This window comes from Nonomuraea sp. NPDC046570 (genome assembly GCF_040645915.1).
GTDB lineage: Bacteria > Actinomycetota > Actinomycetes > Streptosporangiales > Streptosporangiaceae > Nonomuraea.
The window spans coordinates 124,422-141,758 of sequence record NZ_JBEYZF010000020.1; the positions used below are offsets into that span (position 1 = coordinate 124,422).

Consider the following 17,337-nt stretch of genomic DNA (forward strand, 5'->3'; position numbering starts at 1 on the left):
GGGCTCCAGCCGCTTCCCCGGCTGGAGCAATGTCGACAATATGAGCTTTTGTCCGATTTGCCTAGGCTTTGTGTGCGGGAATTTGGCGAGGTCCTGACCCCGCGCGAAGACGCTCAAACGATGGGGGGACGGCCGGCGCGTGTCAGCCGGAGCACGGTGGTCCAGGACATCGGCCGGCGCACACCATGTCCGCCCTTGAGGCCTTCTCGTAGACCGGCGACCCAGACGGCGAGGTTCGCCCGGGATCGGATCCGGGCGATGCTGAGCAGCGTCCAGATCACCAGGTAGACGGGGACCAAGGGGGCAGGCAGGCGGCGGTAGGCGAGCCAGACCCGGTTGCGGGCGACGAGGCGGTAGAAGCCGGCGTGCCGGGCGGGGTCGGTGGCGGGATGGTGGATGACGATGCCGGGCGCGTACCAGCCGGTGCGCCCGAGGTCCCACAACCTCCAGCTCAGGTCGATGCCCTCGTGGAAGAGGAAGAACCCGCCGGGCCAGCCGCCTGCTTGCTCGTAGTCGGCGCGGCGCACGAGAACCACGCCTTCGGCCATGACGGTGACGGTTCCGGGCCGGGTGGCGTCGCCTGCGCGCAGGCGCGGGATCCAGCGGCGCACCGTGACGCCGGTGTCGGGGTCGGCGATGCGGGGTTGGATGTAGGCGGCTTCGGGGTGGCGGCGGGCTTCGGCGACGAGCCGGGCGAGTGTGTCGGGCGCGGGAAGGAAGGCGTCATTGTCGAAGAAGAACACGAACTCGCCGCAGCCCGGCCCGGCCAGGACGTCGGCGCCGACGTTACGGCCGGCGGGAATGCCCGCGTTGACGGGCAGCGTGACGGTACGCACGCCGGCGGGCACCTGGTCGGGATCGGGCTCCACTCCGTTGCCCACGATGATCACCCGCAGCTCGACATCCCGCTGGGCGAGGAGGGACGCCATCGCCTGCGGGAACGCGGCAGGCCGATCGTTCATGGTGAGGACGACCACGTCGATGACGGGCTTCGGGCTGGTCATCAATCCGCCAGGGCGACGCGCACCAGCCAGCCGTGCTCACCGCGCTGGAGTTCAGGCCGCAAGCGATCGAAGCCCGGCCGACCCCGTTCGCGCCAGCGGTCGGCCCATCCGGTCAGAGCATGCCATGCCTCACCGTCTCCGGCGAGGATCGCGTCATCGGAGCCCACCAGGGCGGCCCCGGCAGGAGAGGCGTAGCCGATCCGCCAGCCGGGATCACCGAGAGCGGCAGTGGTCAGCCCCTCGGGCCGGGTGGCGAGCAGGTAGGCATAGAACCCCGCAGCGTCCTCCGCTTCGGCCAGAGGCCCGGAGACAGGCCGGCCTTCGGCGATGAGCCGTTCCAGGACCGCCTCGCCGACCGTGCGGCCGTCTTCGGCGCGCAGCCACGCCGCCGACAGCCACCACGGCTGCTGCCCGCCGTCGTGGACCAGGGCGTCGACGCCGTACGGCGGGACCATCCACTGGTCGACGACCTCGGCGTGAGCTTCGACGAATCCGGCCTTCAGGAGCCGGTCCACGGTGATGGCGGTGGCGTGCCGGCCGCGGCGGGCCCGTACGACGAGGATGGTTTTGGCCAGGTCGGTCACGTTCAGCGGGGTCACCATGAGCGCGCCGGGGACGGCCTGGTGCGTCCACTCGGCGGGGATGGAGCGTGGGGCGGCCCAGGCGATGATCCGATCGAACGGCCCCTGAGCAGGGGCGCCCTTGACTCCGTCGCCGTTGATCAGATGGGCGTTGGTGCGCTGGTCGGCGTGCAGGAGCCGCTCGGCGCGACGGGTCAGGTCCGGATGAACCTCGACCGAGACGACGTGTCCGGTGTCACCGACCAGATGGGAGATGAGCGCGGTGGAGTAGCCGGAGCCGGTGCCGATCTCCAGGACGCGCTGGCCGGGGGCGAGCTGGAGCAGGTCGAGCATCGCTGCGATGATCGCGGGAGCGGATGTCTGGGGCAGCTTACCGCCGTCGGGCGACAGCGTGTAGTAGGTCTCGTCGACGCTGCCCAGCGCGCTCCGCACGGGCGCGCTGACGGTCTTCGTGGTGTCCACGGCTGTCTCCCTCGCTTGCGAACAGCAGCCATTGTCCCTCCACACAGCCCGGCAGACGGCGGTTCGCACCTGCTCGTAGTCTCCTCCCCAGTTCAGGGGCAGCGCCCTGGCCGTCTTCGCTGCGCCCCTGTGGATGACCGCTCTCTGTCCACAGAACCCCGTTCGCTCGCTGTCTCCTCACCTCGCCTCGCGTCCACGGGGTTTCGGGGGCCGAAGACGGTGAGGCCCACCAGGCGGAGGTCCTGTGTGGCGACGGCGCGTACCGCTGCGCGGTTGTCCTCGTCGTGGTCGGTCTTGAACAGGTCCTCCGTGTACACCGCCACCCTCAACCCATGGCCCACCGCGCGCTCGTGCGTCCAGGCGAGGGCCGCGTTGTCGGCGGTGTACACGAGCACGGGCTGGCGGAACATCGGCAGGTAGACGGTCCCTGACGCATCTTCGTACGGCAGGCCGACGGTTTCGGGGACTCCTCCGGCCACGGCGCTGGACAGGAAGGCGGTGAGAGAGCCTGCGCGCGTACCCCGGTTCTAGGTCAGGGTGACCGGGAGTTCCTTGATGCCGTTGATGAAGTTGGAGCGGAGGTGCTTGGCCGCGCCGGTGCGGCGTAGGCGGGGGTAGCGGATGGCCAGCTGCTCGAACAGGATGCGGAGTTCCAGTTTGGCCAGGTGGTTGCCCAAGCAGAAGTGGGCGCCGCCGCCGCCGAAGCCGATGTGCGGGTTGGGGTCGCGGCCGATGTCGAAGACCTCCGGGTCGGTGAAGACGGCGGGGTCGCGGTTGGCCGAGGAGTAGAACACCACGACCTTGTCGTTCTCGCGGATCTGCTGCCCGCCCAGCGTCAGGTCGGTGGTGGCGGTGCGGCGGAACAGGTTGACCGGCGACACCCAGCGGACGATCTCGTCGGCGGCGGTCCGGGAGAGCGCCGGGTCGGCGACGAGCCGGTCCCACTGGCCGGGGTGGTCGAACAGGGCGAGCATGCCGCCGGAGGCGGCGTTGCGGGTGGTCTCGTTTCCGGCCACCACGAGCAGCAGCACGAACAGGTCGAACTCGTTCTCGTCCAGTTCGGAGCCGTCGTCGGCGGGCTGGATGAGTGTGGTGACGATGTCGTTGCGCGGGTTGGCGCGGCGCTGGGCGGCGAGCTGGTTGGCGTAGGCGTAGACCTGCATGGCGGCGGCGGGGCCGTCTTCGGGGGAGGTCGCGTAGTCGGGGTCCTGGGCGCCGATCATCTGGTTGGACCAGGTGAAGATCTTGTCGCGGTCGTCGACGGGGGCGCCGAGCAGCTCGCAGATCACGTACAGCGGGAGTGGCGCGGCCACTTCGGTGACGAAGTCGACCTCGCCCGAGCACTTGTCGAGCAGGTCGTCGCAGATGTCGCGGATGTGCTGTTCGAGGGCGCCGATCGTGCGCGGGGTGAAGCCGCGGTTGACCAGTGAGCGCCGCCTGGTGTGCTCGGGCGGGTCCTGGTTCAGCATCATCATCCGCTGCAGTTCCACCTGGTCGTCGGGCATCTCGTTGAACAGCGAGAGCCTGCGCGCGGAGGAGAACAGCTCGGAGTGCCGGGAGACGTACACGACGTCCTCGTGGCTGGTGACCGCCCAGAAGTCGGGCTCGCCGGGGTGCCGGTAGACGGGCGCGTTGGCGCGCAGCCAGGCGAGTTGCTCGTGCGGGGGGCCGGAGTTCGCGTACTGATCCTCGTCCACCAGGTCGATGTGCACTCAGTCCACCCCAGGAATTAAGCCCGATACGTCCTGATGCGAGTTCTATTACGCCCCTGTACGGCCGTCAAGTCGACGCGTGGTGCTATCTAGATTGTAATCCTAACTAGGTTGTTCTACGGTCTAGATATGTTCACTGCTCTCACCGTGCTCCTCCTGATCCACCTCGTGCTGCTGAGCCCGCTGCTGGGCAGGCGGACCTACCGGCGGCTGCTGCGTACCCGCGACGGCGACCCGAGGGCGTACGCCCGCACCTCCGCTGGGTGGATCGCCGAGCTGTGGGCGATAGCCGCGGTCGCCGTGCTGATCTTCGCGCTCTCGCCGGTCCTCGACCTCGCCGACGTGGGCTTCGGCGTGAGCCCGGACGACCTGAGCACCCTCGCCGGCGCGGCGGTCGGCCTCACCGTCGTCGTCCTGGGTCTCGGCCTGCTCATGCGCCGCCTGCCCGCCCCGCCCACCCAGGACGCCTTCCAGGGCCTGCTCCCGCGCACGACGGCGGAACGCGGATTCGCCCTGCTCCTGGCGGTCAGCGCCGGAGTGTGCGAGGAGATCGTCTACCGCGGCCTGCTCATCGCGCTCGGCGTCCACGTGCTCGGCCTGAGTACGGAGATCGCCGCCGCCCTGGCCCTGGCCGTGTTCGTGCTCGGCCACCTCTACCAGGGCTGGAAGGGCATGATCATGGTCACCCTGGCCGGTTTCGGGCTCACCGTGCTCTACCTCAGAACCGGCAACCTGGTGCTGCCCATCGTCGTGCACATCCTGATCGACATCCGCTCACTGCTGCTGGCTCCGGCTAGTCGGCGAAGCGGCGTAGGTAGCATCGCTACCGTGAAAAGATAGAGCTGTGTCTTCCGACCGCCGCGCGAGCTGGCTCAAAGGCGTCCTCGACCTGCTGGTGCTCGCCAGCCTGACCGAGGGGGAGAACTACGGCTACGAGATCGCCAAGTCGCTCGCCGGGTCGGGCCTCGGCCAGATCAAGGGCGGCACCCTCTATCCCGTGCTCAACCGGCTGGAGGAAGGGGGGCTGGTGTCCGCGGAGTTCCGGGTGACCGAGCGCGGGCCGGGCCGCCGCTACTACCGGCTGACCCCCAAGGGCCGCGAGATGCTCGCCGAGCAGGGCGGGCTGTGGGTGGCCTTCGACGAGTCCGTGCGGTCCGTGCTGGCCAAGGGAGGCATCCGATGAACGGCTATTTCGACGAACTGGCCGTGCTGCTCCGGGAGAGGGGGGTGCCCGCGGAGCGGGTCGCCTCGACGATCGAGGAGCTGTCGGCTTTCGCCGAGGAGGGCTCCGGCGATCCGGAGGAGGAGTTCGGCCCGGTCGCGGCCTTCGCCGAGCAGCTGGCGCCCGACGGCTGGGAGCCGTGCGGCACCTGGTTCCAGTACGCCTACTTCAAGCGGCCCGGCGCGGCGAGCGTGGGCCCGGCGGCCGAGCTGCACGCCCCGCCGCCCGCCCCCGAGCGCAGGACGTTCTTCAGCCGCCGCTTCTACCTGCTGGTCGCCGCGGTCGTGGCCCTCTGCGTGCTGGCCGTGGTGCTGATCGGGATCAGCCTGGTCAAGGGCGGGGTGGACGGCACGGGGTTCGTGATCGGCGCGGCGGTGGGCGCCGCGGGCGTGCTCGTCGCATTCTGGCTCACCGTACGCAGGCAGACCCGCTGACCAGGCCGGTCAGCCGCTTTCGACGTCCTTGAGGTGAGGTCCCGGCGAGGATCAGGGCGGGCTTGACCTTGGCCACTAGTTCCAGGTCTGCGAGAGTCCGTCGGTCAAGTCATCGGGTGTCTGCGGCATGGGGTGCCTGACATGGAAGGACCACGGGAACCTGGGCGCAACAAGACGCCCCCTCCGATGTCTTCGGGACCACCGCATCATGCAGGCGGAAGTAGGCATCGGATCACTCACTAGCCTGTTCGCGATCGCACCAGGCCATTACCGCATATTCCGAGGTCACAGATCGGGTGTATCCGCCAAAAGAGGCTTGACAAGGGCTTGGTCCTCCCAGCAGCATCTGGAACGAGACATCCGATGTATGGCGAAGGGTGCGGTGTGAAGCTGCTGCGAGTTGGACCCGCCGGCCAGGAGCGGCCAGTGGTGATGGATGCCGCCGGTATCCTGCGCGACACAGGAGAGGTCGAGTTCGACGGGGCCTTCCTCGCCTCCGGGGGAGTGGCGCGCGTCCGCGACGCGCTGGAGCGCGGCGCCCTGCCCCTCGTCGAGGCGGACGGCCTGCGGGTCGGCGCCCCGATCGCCAGGCCCGGCAAGGTCGTCTGCATCGGTCTCAACTACAGCGACCACGCCGAGGAGACGGGGGCCACGCCCCCGACGGAGCCGGTGGTCTTCATGAAGGCCGCCAACACCGTGATCGGCCCCGACGACCAGGTGCTCGTCCCGCGCGACAGCGTGAAGACCGACTGGGAGGTCGAGCTCGCCGTCGTCATCGGCGAGACCTGCCGCTACGTGGAGACGCACGAGGAGGCCCTGTCCAAGGTCGCCGGGTACGCGATCTCCAACGACGTCTCCGAGCGCGAGTTCCAGCTTGAGCGCGGCGGCCAGTGGGACAAGGGCAAGTCCTGCGAGACGTTCAACCCGCTCGGCCCCTGGCTGGTCACCGCCGACGAGATCGCCGACCCGCAGAGCCTCGGCATGCGGCTGTGGGTGGACGGCGAGCTGCGCCAGAACGGGAACAGCAAGAACATGATCTTCGGGGTGGCCGAGATCATCCGCTACCTGAGCCGGTTCATGGTGCTGGAGCCCGGCGATGTGATCAACACCGGGACTCCGGCGGGCGTGGCGATGGGGCTGCCCGGCCAGCCGTACCTGCGGGCGGGGGCGGTCATGGAGCTGGAGATCGACGGACTGGGCCGCCAGCGGCAGACGGTGGGCCAGGCATGACGTACCGCATCGTGGGGATGGAGACGCACGACATCCGCTTCCCCACCTCGCGCGAGCTCGACGGCTCCGACGCGATGAACCCCGACCCCGACTACTCCGCCGCGTACGTGGTGCTGACGACCGACGACGGCTTCGAGGGACACGGGTTCGCCTTCACCATCGGGCGGGGCAACGACGTGCAGACGGCCGCGATCAGCGCGCTGTCGCCGTACGTCGTCGGCCGTGACGTCGAGGACCTCGGCGCGCTGTACAAGGAGATGGTCTACGACTCCCAGTTGCGCTGGCTCGGCCCGGAGAAGGGCGTCATGCACATGGCGATCTCCGCCGTGGTCAACGCTCTGTGGGACCTCAAGGCCAAGCGCGCGGGCAAGCCGCTCTGGCTGCTGCTCGGCGAGATGACGCCCGAGGAGATCGTCGGCCTGGTGGACTTCCGCTACCTCAGCGACGCGCTCACCCCCGAGGACGCCCTGGCCATCCTGCGGGCGAGCGAGCCGGGCAGGCGCGAGCGGATCGAGCGCCTCAAGGCCGGCGGCTACCCCGCCTACACCACCTCGCCCGGCTGGCTCGGCTACGACGACGACAAACTCCGCCGCCTCTGCAAGGAGGCGCTCGACCAGGGCTTCACCCAGATCAAGCTCAAGGTCGGCGCCGACCTCGCCGACGACGTGCGCAGGTTCCGGGTGGCCCGCGAGGTCTGCGGCCCCGGCTTCCCGATCGCGATCGACGCCAACCAGCGCTGGGACGTCGCCTCCGCCATCGAGTGGGTGGGTGCGCTGCGCGAGTACGGCGTGCACTGGGTCGAGGAGCCCACCAGCCCCGACGACGTGCTCGGCCACAAGGCGATCGCCGAGGGCATCGCGCCCATCGCCGTCGCCACCGGTGAGCACGTGCAGAACCGCATCGTGTTCAAGCAGCTCCTGCAGGCCGGGGCCATCTCCTACCTGCAACTCGACTCCGCCCGGGTCGGCGGCGTCAACGAGAACATCGCGATCCTGCTGCTCGCGGCCCGCTTCGGCATCCCCGTCTGCCCGCACGCCGGCGGCGTGGGCCTCTGCGAGCTGGTGCAGCACCTGTCGATGTTCGACTACGTCGCGGTCAGCGGCTCGATGGAGAACCGGGTGATCGAGTATGTCGACCACCTGCACGAGCACTTCATCCACCCGGTCGTGATCGACAACGGCAACTACGTCGCGCCCGCCGCGCCCGGATTCAGCGCCGAGATGCACGCGGCCTCGATCGCCGCCCACGCCTTCCCCGGCGGCGAGGTCTGGAGGGACCAATGACGACACTTCGCGCCCTGGTCACCGGCGGCGGCTCCGGCATCGGCCTGGCCACCGCCACCCTGCTCGCCGCGCGCGGCATGCGCGTCGCCTGCCTGGACCTCGACCCGCCCGGCGAGCCGTTCATCGGCGTCAAGGCCGACGTCAGCGACGACGCCCAGGTCCGTACGGCCGTCGCCGAGGCCGTCGAGCGCCTCGGCGGCCTCGACGTCCTGGTCAACAACGCGGGCATCGGCGCGGCGGGCACCGTCGAGGACAACCCCGACGAGGAGTGGCGCCGGGTCCTCGACGTCAACGTGCTCGGGATGGTCAGGGTGACCCGGGCGGCTCTGCCGTACCTGCGGGAGTCGGGGCATGCCTCGATCGTCAACACCTGCTCGATCGCGGCCACGGCCGGGCTGCCCCAGCGGGCCCTGTACAGCGCCAGCAAGGGCGCGGTGCAGTCGCTCACGCTGGCGATGGCCGCCGACCACGTGCGCGAGGGCATCCGCGTCAACTGCGTCAACCCGGGCACCGCGGACACGCCGTGGGTCGGGCGCCTGCTCGACGCGGCCGACGACCCCGCCGCCGAGCGCGCCGCGCTCAACGCCCGCCAGCCGATGGGCCGTCTGGTCAGCGCGGACGAGGTCGCCGCGGCGATCGCCTACCTGGCCGGACCCGAGGCGGGCGCCACGACCGGAACCGCGCTCGCCGTCGACGGCGGCATGCAGGGCCTGAGGCTCCGCCCATTGAACTGACTCCTGCACCCCCGCCCATCACGAGTTAGAGGCGAACAATGATCAGCCGGATCGAAAGGCACAGGACTGGTGACTCCTCCGCTCCCTGAAGGGAGCGGCTTCTCGCTAAGCCGCTTACGCAGCGTCGCGAAGGGCAAGCCCTGCCCTCACAATGTTGGTCGCCGCGTTCACGTCGGCGTGCGCGGTGTGCCCGCACGCCATGCCCCTTGAAACGCGGAAACCCCGGCGCGCGGCCCTCGCGGACCCGCTTGAAGAACGCCGCGAACGCCCTGTCCAGACGGCGCAACGTGACCTGCTGAGAGGAGAACGACCAACGCGCCTGCCCGTCCGGGTCCTCAGCGCCGCGGCCTGCTTGACGGTGGGGCGCAGCAGGAACTTGAACGACCTACGCACACCCACCTCCGAGAGCTTGAACTGACCAGCCGACGCTATCGGCTGGCACCGACAAAATCCGAACGTGTAAGGAGACGACGAATGTGCAGGTCAGGGCAGGCTCGGGCCTTGACGGCCCTCACGCTCCCGATTCCCCCGCCGCCTAAAGGCGACGGTCCCGTCGGGAGCGCTTGATGGAACGGCTGGCGATCCACACCCGGCTCAAGCCCGGCTGCGAGGAGATCTACGACCGGGAGCACGCCACCATCCCCGCCGACCTGGAGGGGGCGATGCGGGAGAACGGCGTACGCTCCTGGCGGGTCTTCCGCGACGGCCTCGACCTGTTCCACTTCGTGGAGGTCGACGACTACGCGGCGCTGCAGGCGGCGCTCAGGGACCACCCGGCCGACCTCGCCTGGCAGGCGCAGATGAACCGCCTGCTCGACGGGGACTTCGACAAGAGCGGCGGAAGCCTGCCACTGGTCTGGGAGATGACGTGATCGACCTGCCCCGCCTGGGCTTCGGCGCCGCGCCCATCGGGAACCTGTTCACGGCCGTCGGCGACGACGAGGCCAGGGCGTCGATCGACGCCGCCTGGGAGGCCGGAGTCCGGCTCTACGACACCGCCCCCCACTACGGCCTCGGCCTGTCCGAACGCCGTCTCGGCTCGGCGCTCGCCGGCCGCTCCGGGTACGTCCTGTCCACCAAGGTCGGCCGCGTGCTCGTCCCGTCCACCGCCGGCGGCCGCGACGACCAGGGCTTCGACGTGCCCGCCGACCACCGCCGGGTCTGGGACTTCTCCCGCGACGGCGTCCTCCGCTCCCTGGAGGACTCCCTGGTACGGCTCGGCCTCCCGTCGATCGACATCGCCCTCATCCACGACCCCGACGACCACGCCGACCAGGCGTTGACCGAGGCGTACCCCGCCCTGGCCGAGCTGCGGGCCCAGGGCGTGGTGAAGGCGATCGGCGTCGGCATGAACCAGTGGGAGCTGCCCGCCAGGTTCGTCCGCGAGACCGACATCGACGTGGTCATGCTGGCCGGGCGGTACACCCTGCTCGACCGGTCGGGCCTGCCGCTGCTCGACGCGTGCGCCGAGCGGGGGGTGCGGGTGCTGGCGGCGGGCGTGTTCAACAGCGGCCTGCTGGCCACCGACGAGCCGTCCGGGACGTACGACTACCAGCCCGCGCCCGGCTCCCTGCTCGCCCGCGCCCGCCGGATCGCGGGCGTGTGCGCCCGCCACGGGGTGACCCTGCCTCAGGCCGCGCTGGCCTTCCCCCTGCGCCACCCCGCGGTCGCCTCGCTCGTCGTCGGCGCCCGCTCCGGCCCCGAGGTCCACCGCAACGCCGCCCTGCTGGCCACGCCGGTGCCGCCCGCGTTGTGGGCCGACCTGGAGTCCGAACACCTCATCTGACGAGCCCCGGGGCCCGGCCGACGCGACGGTCCTGGCGAGTTCACGGCGACCGGCGGCTACTGGCACTCACTCGGCGGACAGCAGGATCCAGGCCGTCGAGCGGCCCTCCTCGTACGGGGAGTCAAGGCGTTTGCCGATCACGCCGGGGAGGCCCTGCTCGCCGGCGGCGTGCAGGACCGGACCCGCCTGGGCAGGCCAGCTCGGGGCGGTCTGCCAGCGCGGGCCCGCGACGTCCAGCGCCTCCAGCGCGGCCCGCCGCCGCCGGTACGGCTCGGCGACCAGCGAGCGGCCGTCGTCGTAGAGCAGGTCGTAGCAGACGAGGACCTCCGCCGCGCCGCCCACCGAGACGACCTCGCCCTCCAGCACGGCCGTCCGGCTGCCGAACGACTCGGCGAGCGGCCGCAGCCACGGATACTCGCGGGCCGGCCCGGTGCGCCCGCCCTCGATCGTCACCCGCACCCACTCCCCGCCCCACGCGAACTCGAAGGCGTACGCGGCGAGGTCCCGCGGCGGTTTGCTCCTCGTGACCGGCAGCATCCGGCCCAGGCTCGGGAGCGGATCGCGGACCGGCGGGTCCATGCGGTGAATCATCCAGTTCCGCCCGTTCGTCGGAAACAGGACGAACCTCCCCGACGCCCGTGACCCGTGCAACACCACCTTGACCTCGCGATCGGTCCACTTCTCCGTCTCGTATGTCCCGCGATCCCAGATCGTCATCGTGCCGCCGCCGTACTCGCCCTGCGGGATCTCCCCATGGAACTCGAGATACTCCACCGGATGGTCCTCGGTGCGCACGGCCAGATGATTCGTCCCCGGATCCTCAGGCAGCCCCTTCGGAATCGCCCACGAGACCAGCACCCCGTCCCGTTCGAGCCGCAGGTCCCAGTGCAGGGCCCGCGCATGGTGCTCCTGCACCACGAACGCCTCGTCCCGCCCCGGCTCAGGAACGGCCACCTCCACCGGCTCGGGCGTACGGCCCCGCCGCCGCATACCCCGATATCGCTCCAGCTTGTCAGGCACACCACCCTCATACCCGCCCGCTTAGCCCCCGACCTCCCACAAGGAACTCACGGGCATGGCACGCATCCGGTCCCCGAAGGGAATCGTCTGGGTCCCCGTGTGCAGCACGATCCCCACGACGAAGTCATCCCCAAGCCTGTCGGCCAGATGCCGCAACCCTCTGAAATCCTCAGGCCGCACCGTGGACGACGCCTTCACCTCGACGCCCACAACCCGCCCCTGCCGGTTCTCCAGAACGGCGTCCACCTCGACCTTGTCCTTGGTGCGGTAGTGGAAGAGCTCGACGCGCTCCTCCGACCAGGTCAGCTGGCGGGCCAGTTCCATCAGCACGAAGCCTTCGAGAAGCGGCCCGATGGCGCCGTCTGGGCGGACGAGCCCGCGCGCGTCCGCGCCAAGAAGGTTCGCCGCCACCCCCGAGTCGACGAACGCGATCTTGGGGGTGGCGGTGACCCGGTTGCTGAGGTTCCTCGACCAGGCGGGAATGCGCTTGATCAGGAAGACCTCTTCCAGCAGACCTAGGTACCTGTACGCGGTGCTGGTCGAGAGCCCGAGGTCATGGGCGAGCGTGTTGCCGACGAGGAGTTGCCCGGAGCGCGCGGCCAGCAGCCGTACCAGCTTGCGCATCTCGGTGATTCGCTCGATCTCCGAGAGCCGGCTCACATCCCGGGCGATCAGGTCGCCCACGTAGGAATCCAGGAAGTGCTGCCGCCTGCGGGCGTTGGTCCGCGCCACCGCCTCCGGGAAGCCACCCCGGACGATCCGCTCGGCGTAGTCGCTCCGTGTGGTCGTGGACGTGTGACGCAGCGCCGCCCCCTCGCCGAAGACCGAGTCGACGAATCCGTCAGGCGTGCCGTCGATCTCGCCCTGGGCGAATGGCCACAGCTCGATGGTCTCCACCCTGCCGGGCAGCGTGTCAGGCAGGCCCCGGAGGCCGAGCAGGCGGGACGAGCCGGTCAGCAGGAAGCGACCGGGTCGGGGGTCGGCGTCGACCTGGGCCTTGATCGCCAGCAGGAGGTCGGGCGCTCGCTGGATCTCATCGATGACCATGAGGTCCGGGAAGTCGACGAATCCGTCAGGGTCGGCGGTCGCCCCCTGCCGGACGAGTGAGACGTCGAGATCACGCCATTCTCCCGCCTTGCCCTTGGCGATCTTGCGGACCAGGGTGCCCTTGCCGCTCTGGCGCGCACCGTTGATCAGGACCACGCGAGTGTCCGCCAGCGCGTCCGTGACGGCCGTCTCCGCATGCCGCGGAAGCACACCGCCGAGAAGGGTGTCGACCATGCGTTGAGCATGGCAGGGCAGTGCTTGGCGTGGTGAATTGGTCGCTACCCGCGTGGTGAATTGGTCGCATGATCCATGGTGAATCGGTCGCAGGGTATGTGGTGAATCCGTCGCTGGTTGGGTGGGGGATCAGGCGTGGGTGTAGTTGGTGATCCACAGGCCGGGGATGACTTCGAGGTCGCCGGTGGAGGTGAAGCCGAGGCGTTCGTAGAGGGTGCGGGCCGGGGTGTTCTTCTGGCCGGTGGAGACCTCGGTGCGGCGGCCGGAGGCGCGGGAGAGGAGTTCGGTGACCAGGGAGCGGCCGATGCCCTTGCGGAGTTCGCGCGGGTCCACGATGAGGCGGTCGATGTCGAGCAGCGAGGGGGTCTCCGACCAGGCCACCGCGCCGACCAGCCGGTCGCCGTCGTAGGCGCCCAGCCAGGTCAGGCCCGCCGCGAGCAGGTCGTCGAGGGACTCGTGCAGCGGGGGGATGCGGTCGTCGCCGATGAGTCCGGCCTCCACGGCATAGGCCGCGTGCTGGACGGCCAGCAGCCGCCGCCCGATCTCACCCGTGTCCGGCGTCACGTCGGCGAGGCGGATCAAAGCGCCTTCTTCAGCCACGACTCGACGCCCGCGATGTGCACGATCGCCCACGAGCGGGCCACCTCGGGCTGGCGGGCGGCGATCGCCTCGTAGATCGCCGTGTGCTGTTCCTGGGTCTTCTCCATGGCGCCTTCCTGGGTGAGGCCACGCCAGATGCGGGCCCTGGTCGTCGGCCCCGACAGGCTTTCGATGAACGAGCACAGCACGCTGTTGCCCGAGCCCAGCGCGATGCGCTGGTGGAAGGTGAGGTCGTTGGCGACGAGCTCCTCGATGGTGGGCTCGGCGGGCAGCGAGTCGAGGACGGTGCGCAGGTCCTCGATGTCGGCTTCGGACATCTGCTGGGCGGCCATCGCGGTCGCGGCGGGCTCCAGGATGCGGCGGACCTCGAAGAACTGGATCACCGTGTCGTCGCGGTGCAGGTCGAGGACGAACGACATGGTGTCGAGCAGCAGCCGGGGCTCCAGGCTGGTGACGTAGGTGCCGTCGCCCTGGCGTACGTCCAGGACGTTGATCAGGGCCAGCGCGCGGACGGCCTCGCGCAGGGAGTTGCGGGACAGGCCGAGCCGTTCGGCCAGGTCGGCCTCCTTGGGGAGCCGGTCTCCGGGGAGAAGCTCCCCCGAGACGATCATCTGCTTGATCCTGTCGATGGCCGCGTCGGTTACCGCCACGTGTACTCCCTAGACATCGGATGTCTAGGAGTCTAGAGCCTCGAAGAGCACCTGATCGCCGTTCGGGAGCCTTCTGACGAGACCGCGCACCTCCAGGGCGCGCAGGTGTGCGGCGGCCTCGCCCGCGGCCATGCCTCGGAGTATGGGGGGCAGGTCGTCCCAGGAGCGGTTCCAGGTCATCCGGGCGGCGGTGTCCCAGATGGTCAGTCGGCCAGCCCGCCGCTCAGGGCCGCCCACGCGTCGGGATGGTTCCACCCGGCGTCCACGAGTACGGGACCGGCGGGCGAGTCGAGCGCGTAGACCAGCGTGTATCCGAGCGGACTACCCGGAATGGGCACCGGCACGCTCCACACCCCGCCCCCGAGCTCGGCGGGACTCTGCTCGGAGTACGGCCTGCGCCTGCTCGTCCTGGCCACCGTCGCGCCCCCGCTCGTCGTCTCTCTCAGTGTCCTCGTTCCGGCCCGGATCTCAGAGGCGTTCCAGGCACGGATCTCAGAGAGGCCCGGTTGTCAGAGTCGTTCCAGGATTGTCGCCGTGGCAAGGGCCCCGCCCGCGCACATCGTGACCAGCGCGGTGGCCGAGTCCGACCGCTCCAGCTCGTGCAGTGCCGTGGTGACCAGCCGCGCCCCCGTGGCCCCCACCGGATGCCCGAGCGCGATCGCCCCGCCGTTGACGTTCACCCGATCCAGGTCCGGCTCGTGCACCGCCGCCCACGACAGCACCACGGACGCGAACGCCTCGTTCACCTCGAACCTGTCGATGTCCCCGATCGCCAGCCCGGCCGAGCCGAGCACCTTCGCCGTCGCGTCCACCGGCCCGTCCAGGTGGTAGTACGGCTCCGAGCCGACCAGCGCCTGCGCCAGGATCCGAGCCCGGGGCCGCAGCCCGCGCCGCCGCGCCGCCTCCTCGCTCATCAGCAGCACCGCCGCCGCCCCGTCGGAGATCTGCGACGAGGTGCCCGCCGTGTGGAACGCGTCCTCGCCGAGGACCGGCTTCAGCTTGGCCAGCCCCTCGACCGTGGTCTCCCGCAGTCCCTGGTCCCGATCGACGGTGCCGTGCTCGGGCGTCTCGACGGGCATGACCTCCCGGTCGAACCTGCCCTCCGCCCAGGCCCGCGCCGCCAGCCGCTGCGACCGCGCCCCGAACCAGTCCAGCCGCTCCCTGCTCAGACCCCGCCGCCGCGCGATCCGCTCGGCCGCGGTGAACTGGTCGGGCAGATCGATGCTCCAGTCCTCGGGCCGCGGCTGGGCGGGCAGCACGTTGCTCCCGAGCGGCGTCCGGCTCATCACCTCGACCCCGCACGCGACCCCGGCCTCGATCACCCCCGCCCGGATGAGCGCGGCGACCAGATGCACCGCCTGCTGCGACGACCCGCACTGCGCGTCGATCGTGGTGACCCCCGCCTGGTACGGCAGGCCCGCGTACAACCAGGCATGCCGCCCCACATGCCCGCCCTGCTCACCCGCCTGGGTCACACACCCGGCGAACACCTGCCCGATCACCGCCGGATCGATGCCCGACCGCTCGACGAGCCCGCTGAGCGCCGCGGCCAGCACCTGTTGCGGTTTGAGTCCGGACAGCAGGCCGTTCCGCCTGCCGATGGGGGTCCGCAACGCTTCGACGATCACCGGTGTGCCCACGACGCCTCCAGAACGATGCTCTAGTGGCGACTGTAACGGGTTCTATTTTTATCCGGAAGGGGGAACGGTGAGGACGATCTTCCCGGTGTTGTGGCCCTTTTCGCCAAGTTCGTGGGCTTTTGCGGCTTGTTCCAGGGGGAGGACGGTGTCGATCTCCACGTGCAGGCGGTCCGCCATGACCAGGGCCGCGATGGTCCGCATCGTGGCGTGGTCGGGCTCGACGAGCATCTCCCTGGCGCGGATGCCCAGCGCCCCGGCCTGGGCGGACAGGTCCCCGGCCACGTTCGACAGGACCAGGGAGACGATGGTGCCGCCCGGCCGGAGGGTGCGCAGGGAGCGGGGGCCGTAGTCGCCGCCGATGGTGTCGATCACCGCGTCGAGGTCGCCGACCTCCTCGGCGAAGTCGGCGTTGCGGTAGTCGATGAGCTCGTCGGCGCCGAGGCCGCGCAGGAAGTCGTGTTTGGCCGCGCTCGCCGTACCGACGACGTGGGCGCCGCGGGCCTTCGCCATCTGGACGGCCAGGTGGCCGACGCCGCCGGCGGCGGCGTGCACGAGGACGCGCTGGCCCGCCTGCACGCGGGCGACATCGGCCACGGCCTGCCACGCGGTCTGCGCGGCCAGCGGCAGCGCGCCCGCGTGCACGTGGTCGAGTTCGGCGGGTTTGCGGGCGAAATGGCGGGAGGGGGCGGTGACGTACTCGGCGAAGGCGCCGTGCCCCTGCGGGTAGCGCAGCATGCCGAACACCTCGTCGCCCGGCTCGAACAGGGCCATCCCGGGGCCGACGGCCTCGACCACGCCCGAGACGTCCCAGCCGAGCACGAACGGCGGGTCGCCGAGCAGGCCGCCGGTCGCGCGGTGCTTCCAGTCGGTCGGGTTGAGCCCGGCCGCGTGCACCCGGACCAGCAGTTCGGTGGGGCCGGGCGCGGGACGGGCGAGCTCGATCTCGTGGAGCACCTCGGGGCCGCCCAGGGTGTCCTGGCTGATGGCGCGCATAGTGGTGGCGGTCATGGGGCCAGCATGCAATACCCCTGGTCGCGTTCGACAGCGGCCGGGCGGTCGTACGCCGAAAGGATCGGGCCGCGCGACGAGCGGCGCGGGTCAGAAGTCGGCGAGCAGGCGGCCGGCGGCGATCTCGATGCGGTGCTGGATCTGGTCGTAGGTACGGCGGCTGCGCAGCATCTCCAGCAGCTCGTGCACCCAGACGCTGGACAGCGAGCCGGTGAGGGCGAGCTGGTCCTCGGTGGCCTGCTCGGCGCTGAGCCCCTGCCCGGCCACCCGGAGCAGCAGCGCCGCCATGCGGTCGCCGAACGGGGTGTCCACCTCGGCCATGATCAGGGACCGGATCAGCGCGTCGGCCAGCTCGGGCTCGCGCATCAGGCCGCGGGTGGCGCGCATCAGCACGTCGACGGCCCGCCCCGCGGCGGTCGGCGCGCTGGGCGGGCGGCGCTCGATGCTGCTCTCCAGCAGGTCGATCTCCTCGCTGACCACGGCGACGACCAGGTCCATCTTGGACGGGAAGTAGCGGTAGAGGGTGCCGAGGGCGACGCCCGCGCGCTCGGCGACCGTGCGCATCTGCATGGCCTCGACCCCGCCGCGCGAGGCCAGCGCGGCGGCGGCCTGGACGATGCGCTTGCGCCGCTGGTGCTGGCTCCTGGTGCGCACGCCTGGCCCGGAGGGGGTGGGATGGCTGTCCATGTC

At 70.5% G+C, this 17,337-nt stretch carries 20 protein-coding genes and 1 pseudogene; 8 read left to right on the forward strand and 13 right to left on the reverse strand.

Translation table 11 applies throughout. The features are described 5' to 3' along the window. Nucleotides 1-113 precede the first annotated feature (113 nt). The 4 genes from ABZ911_RS28030 to ABZ911_RS28045 form a co-directional block, all read right to left on the reverse strand. Nucleotides 114-1,004: a glycosyltransferase gene (locus ABZ911_RS28030; protein ID WP_358062086.1), complete on the reverse strand. Its 891-nt coding sequence runs from the start codon at nucleotides 1,002-1,004 to the stop codon at nucleotides 114-116. After that, nucleotides 1,004-2,047 (reverse strand): methyltransferase domain-containing protein, encoded by a 1,044-nt coding sequence (locus ABZ911_RS28035; protein WP_358062089.1) that lies wholly within the window; start codon nucleotides 2,045-2,047, stop codon nucleotides 1,004-1,006. The genes ABZ911_RS28030 and ABZ911_RS28035 overlap by 1 nt, the downstream gene beginning before the upstream one ends. 92 nt (nucleotides 2,048-2,139) lie before the next feature. Continuing rightward, nucleotides 2,140-2,538 carry a DUF2000 domain-containing protein gene (locus ABZ911_RS28040; protein WP_358062199.1) on the reverse strand — a complete coding sequence of 133 codons (399 nt, stop codon included), beginning with the start codon at nucleotides 2,536-2,538 and terminating at the stop codon, nucleotides 2,140-2,142. Between the two features lie 36 nt (nucleotides 2,539-2,574). Beyond that, the gene (locus ABZ911_RS28045; protein ID WP_358062092.1) at nucleotides 2,575-3,759 is read right to left on the reverse strand and encodes a cytochrome P450; all 1,185 of its coding nucleotides are present in this window, start codon (nucleotides 3,757-3,759) and stop codon (nucleotides 2,575-2,577) included. A gap of 129 nt (nucleotides 3,760-3,888) precedes the next feature. Between ABZ911_RS28045 and ABZ911_RS28050 the strand changes: the two genes are divergently transcribed. The 8 genes from ABZ911_RS28050 (at nucleotide 3,889) to ABZ911_RS28085 (ending at nucleotide 10,448) form a co-directional block, all read left to right on the forward strand. Further along, a complete protein-coding gene (locus ABZ911_RS28050; protein ID WP_358062095.1) occupies nucleotides 3,889-4,599 on the forward strand; it encodes a CPBP family intramembrane glutamic endopeptidase in 711 nt (236 codons plus the stop codon). Between the two features lie 4 nt (nucleotides 4,600-4,603). Then, nucleotides 4,604-4,942 (forward strand): PadR family transcriptional regulator, encoded by a 339-nt coding sequence (locus ABZ911_RS28055; protein WP_358062098.1) that lies wholly within the window; start codon nucleotides 4,604-4,606, stop codon nucleotides 4,940-4,942. After that, on the forward strand, nucleotides 4,939-5,415 hold the full coding sequence (locus ABZ911_RS28060; protein ID WP_358062101.1) for a hypothetical protein: 477 nt from the start codon (nucleotides 4,939-4,941) through the stop codon (nucleotides 5,413-5,415). Before ABZ911_RS28055 ends, ABZ911_RS28060 begins: the two co-directional genes overlap by 4 nt. 384 nt (nucleotides 5,416-5,799) lie before the next feature. Further along, on the forward strand, nucleotides 5,800-6,645 hold the full coding sequence (locus ABZ911_RS28065) for a fumarylacetoacetate hydrolase family protein (RefSeq protein WP_358062104.1): 846 nt from the start codon (nucleotides 5,800-5,802) through the stop codon (nucleotides 6,643-6,645). Then, nucleotides 6,642-7,928 (forward strand): L-fuconate dehydratase, encoded by a 1,287-nt coding sequence (locus tag ABZ911_RS28070; RefSeq protein WP_358062107.1) that lies wholly within the window; start codon nucleotides 6,642-6,644, stop codon nucleotides 7,926-7,928. The genes ABZ911_RS28065 and ABZ911_RS28070 overlap by 4 nt, the downstream gene beginning before the upstream one ends. Next, complete coding sequence (locus tag ABZ911_RS28075; RefSeq protein ID WP_358062110.1) at nucleotides 7,925-8,662, forward strand: SDR family oxidoreductase; 738 nt, start codon at nucleotides 7,925-7,927, stop codon at nucleotides 8,660-8,662. Before ABZ911_RS28070 ends, ABZ911_RS28075 begins: the two co-directional genes overlap by 4 nt. Nucleotides 8,663-9,228: 566 nt before the next feature. Next, nucleotides 9,229-9,534, forward strand: coding sequence for an L-rhamnose mutarotase (locus ABZ911_RS28080; protein WP_358062113.1), 306 nt, complete (start codon nucleotides 9,229-9,231; stop codon nucleotides 9,532-9,534). Continuing rightward, complete coding sequence (locus ABZ911_RS28085) at nucleotides 9,531-10,448, forward strand: aldo/keto reductase (RefSeq protein ID WP_358062116.1); 918 nt, start codon at nucleotides 9,531-9,533, stop codon at nucleotides 10,446-10,448. The genes ABZ911_RS28080 and ABZ911_RS28085 overlap by 4 nt, the downstream gene beginning before the upstream one ends. Nucleotides 10,449-10,514: 66 nt before the next feature. On the opposite strand, the gene ABZ911_RS28090 is transcribed toward ABZ911_RS28085, so the two are convergent. The 9 genes and pseudogenes from ABZ911_RS28090 to ABZ911_RS28130 form a co-directional block, all read right to left on the reverse strand. Further along, entirely contained in the window at nucleotides 10,515-11,468 is a 954-nt protein-coding gene (locus ABZ911_RS28090; protein WP_358062119.1) for a DNA polymerase ligase N-terminal domain-containing protein, read from the reverse strand. 21 nt (nucleotides 11,469-11,489) lie between these two features. Next, a complete protein-coding gene (locus tag ABZ911_RS28095) occupies nucleotides 11,490-12,749 on the reverse strand; it encodes an ATP-binding protein (RefSeq protein WP_358062122.1) in 1,260 nt (419 codons plus the stop codon). 129 nt (nucleotides 12,750-12,878) lie between these two features. Further along, on the reverse strand, nucleotides 12,879-13,331 hold the full coding sequence (locus ABZ911_RS28100; protein WP_358062125.1) for a GNAT family N-acetyltransferase: 453 nt from the start codon (nucleotides 13,329-13,331) through the stop codon (nucleotides 12,879-12,881). After that, nucleotides 13,328-13,999, reverse strand: coding sequence for a FadR/GntR family transcriptional regulator (locus tag ABZ911_RS28105; protein WP_358062128.1), 672 nt, complete (start codon nucleotides 13,997-13,999; stop codon nucleotides 13,328-13,330). Before ABZ911_RS28105 ends, ABZ911_RS28100 begins: the two co-directional genes overlap by 4 nt. 24 nt (nucleotides 14,000-14,023) lie before the next feature. Then, nucleotides 14,024-14,179 carry a hypothetical protein gene (locus ABZ911_RS28110; protein ID WP_358062131.1) on the reverse strand — a complete coding sequence of 52 codons (156 nt, stop codon included), beginning with the start codon at nucleotides 14,177-14,179 and terminating at the stop codon, nucleotides 14,024-14,026. A 32-nt stretch (nucleotides 14,180-14,211) separates the two neighbouring features. Continuing rightward, nucleotides 14,212-14,415, reverse strand: a pseudogene (locus ABZ911_RS28115) (MBL fold metallo-hydrolase); the annotation flags it as partial. A gap of 93 nt (nucleotides 14,416-14,508) precedes the next feature. Then, a complete protein-coding gene (locus ABZ911_RS28120; RefSeq protein WP_358062134.1) occupies nucleotides 14,509-15,639 on the reverse strand; it encodes a steroid 3-ketoacyl-CoA thiolase in 1,131 nt (376 codons plus the stop codon). A gap of 48 nt (nucleotides 15,640-15,687) precedes the next feature. Then, nucleotides 15,688-16,647 carry an NADP-dependent oxidoreductase gene (locus ABZ911_RS28125; protein WP_358062137.1) on the reverse strand — a complete coding sequence of 320 codons (960 nt, stop codon included), beginning with the start codon at nucleotides 16,645-16,647 and terminating at the stop codon, nucleotides 15,688-15,690. Between the two features lie 90 nt (nucleotides 16,648-16,737). Continuing rightward, nucleotides 16,738-17,334, reverse strand: coding sequence for a TetR family transcriptional regulator (locus tag ABZ911_RS28130; protein ID WP_358062202.1), 597 nt, complete (start codon nucleotides 17,332-17,334; stop codon nucleotides 16,738-16,740). Between the last annotated feature and the right edge of the window lie 3 nt (nucleotides 17,335-17,337).